The 4,020-nt window shown below is 44.6% G+C and carries 4 protein-coding genes; 3 read left to right on the top strand and 1 reads right to left on the bottom strand.

All coding sequences use genetic code 11. From position 1 onward, the window contains the following. Positions 1-173: 173 nt before the first annotated feature. Together rnb and CAG68_RS12295 are read left to right on the top strand one after the other, a co-directional pair. Positions 174-2,177, top strand: coding sequence for an exoribonuclease II (gene rnb / locus CAG68_RS12300; RefSeq protein ID WP_161441204.1), 2,004 nt, complete (start codon positions 174-176; stop codon positions 2,175-2,177). Between the two features lie 71 nt (positions 2,178-2,248). Beyond that, positions 2,249-3,058, top strand: a complete 810-nt coding sequence (locus tag CAG68_RS12295) for a helix-turn-helix transcriptional regulator (protein ID WP_017635750.1) — start codon at positions 2,249-2,251, stop codon at positions 3,056-3,058. 33 nt (positions 3,059-3,091) lie between these two features. Here the strand turns inward: CAG68_RS12295 and CAG68_RS12290 are convergent, their stop codons facing one another. Beyond that, positions 3,092-3,445, bottom strand: a complete 354-nt coding sequence (locus tag CAG68_RS12290; RefSeq protein WP_017635751.1) for a DUF3024 domain-containing protein — start codon at positions 3,443-3,445, stop codon at positions 3,092-3,094. A gap of 266 nt (positions 3,446-3,711) precedes the next feature. On the opposite strand from CAG68_RS12290, the gene CAG68_RS12285 reads away from it, so the two are divergent. After that, positions 3,712-4,020, top strand: a 309-nt coding sequence (locus tag CAG68_RS12285) for a substrate-binding domain-containing protein (protein WP_202599934.1), incomplete at its 3' end; no start/stop codon positions are given.

Raw genomic sequence — 4,020 nt, 5'->3', positions numbered from 1 at the left:
CCCTACCATTCCCCGTAGATTCGCGTAACTCACAGATGAGAATTTCATCAATATTTAAGCCAATTTCTCGTGGTTAAATTGGCAAAATTCACGGCGAAATTACGCTCCACAGGTAGTAATAATAGCTCGCAATGATTATAGTGTGCCCAACTCCATAGGTAATTTAAGAAAAGATGTTTCAAGATAACCCACTACTCGCTCAGCTTAAGCAGAAAATCCAAGAAAACCTGCCCAAAAAAGAAGGCTCAATAAAAGCCACAGATAAAGGCTTTGGCTTTTTGGAAGTGGACAGTAAGACGAGCTTCTTCATCCCGCCTGCGTACATGAAAAAGTGCATGCACGGTGACAAAGTCGTCGCCATTATCCGCACCGAAAATGAACGCGAAGTTGCAGAGCCACAAGAGCTGCTGGAACAAGCCGTGACTCGCTTTATTGGTCGAGTAAAAATGTTCAAAGGCAAGCTCAACGTAGCACCTGATCACCCACAGCTTAAAAAGCTATCTCTTAAAGCGAAACTAAAGAAAGGTCTAAAACCTGACGAGTTCGCCGAAGGTGATTGGGTTGTCGCACATCTTATTCGCCACCCTCTAAAAGGCGATAATTCCTTCTTCGTAGAAATTTCTGAAAAAATCACTGACGCGAATGATAAAATTGCGCCTTGGTGGGTAACGCTTGCTCAAAACGATCTACCAAACTCTGAGCCAGCAGGCATCGATAACTGGGAACTGAAAGACGACGCGGAGCTAGAACGCGTAGACATGACTCATGTTCCATTCGTCACTATCGACGGTGAATCGACTAAAGATATGGACGATGCGCTGTACGCGAAGAAAACCGTATCTGGCGATTTCGAACTCACCATCGCTATTGCGGACCCAACCGCCTACATCACACCTGAAGATGAAATGGATAAAGTAGCGCGTGAGCGTGGCTATACTATTTATCTTCCAGGCCGCAACATCCCGATGTTACCTCGTGATTTAGCGGACAACCTATGTTCTCTGATTGAAGGTGAAACCCGCCCTGCTATTTGCTGTACCGTAACGGTAAGTAAAGATGGTGTGATTGGCGACGATATTAAATTCTTCGCGGCAAACATCAAATCACATGCACGCCTAGCATACGATCACGTGTCTGATTGGTTAGAAAACGGCAGCTCTGAAGCATGGCAGCCATCTGAAGAGATCGCGACCATCGTTCGTGATCTTTATGAGTTCTCTCTTGCTCGCGCTGAATGGCGTGAGAAAAACGCAGTGGTCTTCCCTGATCGTCCTGACTACCGTTTTGAGCTCAGTGAAGATAACGATGTAATCGCTATCCACGCAGACATGCGCCGCAGTGCAAACCGTCTTGTTGAAGAATCCATGATTACCGCAAACATCTGTGCAGGTCGTACATTACGCGATAAATTTGAAACAGGTGTCTTCAATACGCATGCAGGTATCAAGAACGAGAAGATTGAAGAAGTGGTTCAACTTGTCAATCCAGAAGGCCAGTTGGAGTTCACAGCGGAGTCTATTGCTACGCTAGAAGGCTTTGCTGCGTTGCGCCGCTGGTTGGCAGCTCAAGAAACGTCTTATCTAGATAACCGCATTCGTAAGTTCCAAGCATACAGTGAGGTGGGTAATCAGCCTCTGCCTCATTACGCAATGGGTTTAGACATCTATGCAACTTGGACATCACCAATTCGTAAATACGGTGATATGATCAACCACCGTATGTTGAAGGCCGTCATCCTTGGTAAAGAACCCGTACAAAAACCAGATGACCAAGTAGGCGAAGAGCTAGCTCTACATCGTAAACATCATAAAATCGCTGAGCGAAATGTCTCAGATTGGCTATATGCACGCACGCTTGCTGATGAGCCGAGTAAGAAAACTTGTTTCACAGGTGAGATTTTCGATATTAATCGTGCAGGCGCACGTGTCCGACTTCTCGAAAATGGCGCAGCAGCCTTTATTCCTGGTGCACTAATTCTTGATAATAAAGAAAGAATTGAGTGCAATGGCGACAACGGTACCATCTCTATCGATAAAGAGGTCGTATACAAACTTGGGGATACATTGGAAATTGTCCTTACGGACGTAAACCAAGAAAACCGCAGTTTAGTTGCAAAGCCAACCCAGGTATTCGCTGAACAACCAGCAGCACAAACAGAACAGACTGTAAGTGAGTAATACCGAATGAAGTTAAAAGGCGCTCTATTGAGCGCCTTTTTTATTTGTTATGTAAAACGATAAGAAAGAGTATGCCGAACATTGAGATCATTCGCTTTAATCACTTCACTGCGCGCAAAAGTGAGCGTTACACTGCAACACATAATGGGTTATATATTGTTGAAGAAGGTGCCCTATTAGTTCATCAACCTAATGGCGAGCAATTTGAACTTAAAGCCGGAGATTTCACACTCTATAACTCCGCAGATCTGAGCAGTGCAGAAGCCGTCTCTAGTGACGGAGGCTTTAAAGCATTGGCTTTGGTCTTCAACCCAAACATATTCTGTGACTTTAAGAAAGCGCACCCGATGCTACGTTCCAAAACGGAAGAAAGGCGCTTCTATCCTTTTTCAACGCAATCCAGTAGCGAAGTAGCACAATTGAAGGACATGTTGGTTAAGTTAGCGAGTCGCAACGCTCCAGACTACACACAAAGCCATATCGCAATGGCATTGCTGTCGTTGATGGTTGAGGTAGAGCCAAACATTCTATCTATCATAGATGATGCAAGTAGCCTGAGCGACTCTCAAAAAGCCATTAAGTACATTGAGGGTAATATTGAAAAAGACATCACGCTAGAAGGCTTAGCGGCTCATATGAGCATGTCCATCGCGACCTTAAAACGTCGCCTCGCCGCAGATGATCTTTCGTTTTCTCAGATATTAAAGGTGAAACGGATAAACTTCGCAGCAACCCAACTGCGCAAGTCAGAAAAATCAATAACAGAAATAGCGTTTGAGTCTGGTTTTAAAAGTGCAGCGCATTTCAGTACAGCATTTAAATCCGTTTACAACATGACCCCCAAAGACTTTAGAAACCAAGTTGTTAGGCCTAAAGTATAAATCATGTCGGCATTCGCATCCGTTGGGCTCGCCCTATTCCCAAAAACACGCTTGAGGATCGCGCTCCAACTCGTTGAGTAAGTCCTCAAGCATTCGGCTAAATGGAAGTGGCTTATAAGGCACCCACCTTAACAGCTCGTTGTGATATGTGGGAACATAGAAATACCAAAGTTGGTTGTCCTCATCAAACATGATCTTCGCGACGGGAGAAGTATACTCGCTATGCTGGGAGTCGAGGAGAAAATGCGCCCGATGAAGCTCAACGCCATTTTCTACTAGCTCATAGAGGCACTTGCCCTGTTCGACAGGCAAGTTAGCATTACGCGCAGAACAGAGCGATTGAACTGATTTGTATAAACGACTTGTCGCCATTTGGGACACTGACATCAACGTTCTCCCGATGGATGATAGTTAGAGCTGTCGATCCTAGTATATAACCTTTACATCATCACCGATGGTAGTTATCTACCTAACTCAAGTATAAGATAGCTATATTATCATTTGCCCAGATTATCATCTCAATCCACTTGGAAACGCTAGCTCCATCACCTCTTGACTAGAAACAATTCCTTTGTTTAGCGCTAACAGTTCACAAAAGTGTAACCTGAACGCAATATCATAAACTCTGCTTTATCCCGTATATGGAGTTTAATATGTTACGTTTTACTGTGGCGACGTTATTGGCCATAGCAGTCTCCCTCCCTACCATTGCAAAAGAAATCAACATCTCAGGTTCAACGTCGGTTGCTCGTGTGATGGATGTACTTGCTGAGGAATACAACAAAACACACCCAGACGATTACGTTGCTGTTCAGGGCATTGGTTCGAGTGCTGGTATCACCATGGTCAATAAAGGAGTAGCCGAAATAGGCATGAGCTCTCGCTATCTGACTGAAAGCGAAAAAGGTGAAGATCTCAATGTATACCCTATCGCTTATGATGGCCTCGCTGTTGTTGTAAAC

The sequence above is a fragment of the Vibrio sp. V42_P2S4T144 genome (assembly GCF_009904715.1).
Lineage (GTDB): Bacteria > Pseudomonadota > Gammaproteobacteria > Enterobacterales > Vibrionaceae > Vibrio > Vibrio alginolyticus.
Note: the sequence above shows the minus strand (reverse complement) of the source record. Positions and strands in the feature narration are given on the sequence as shown.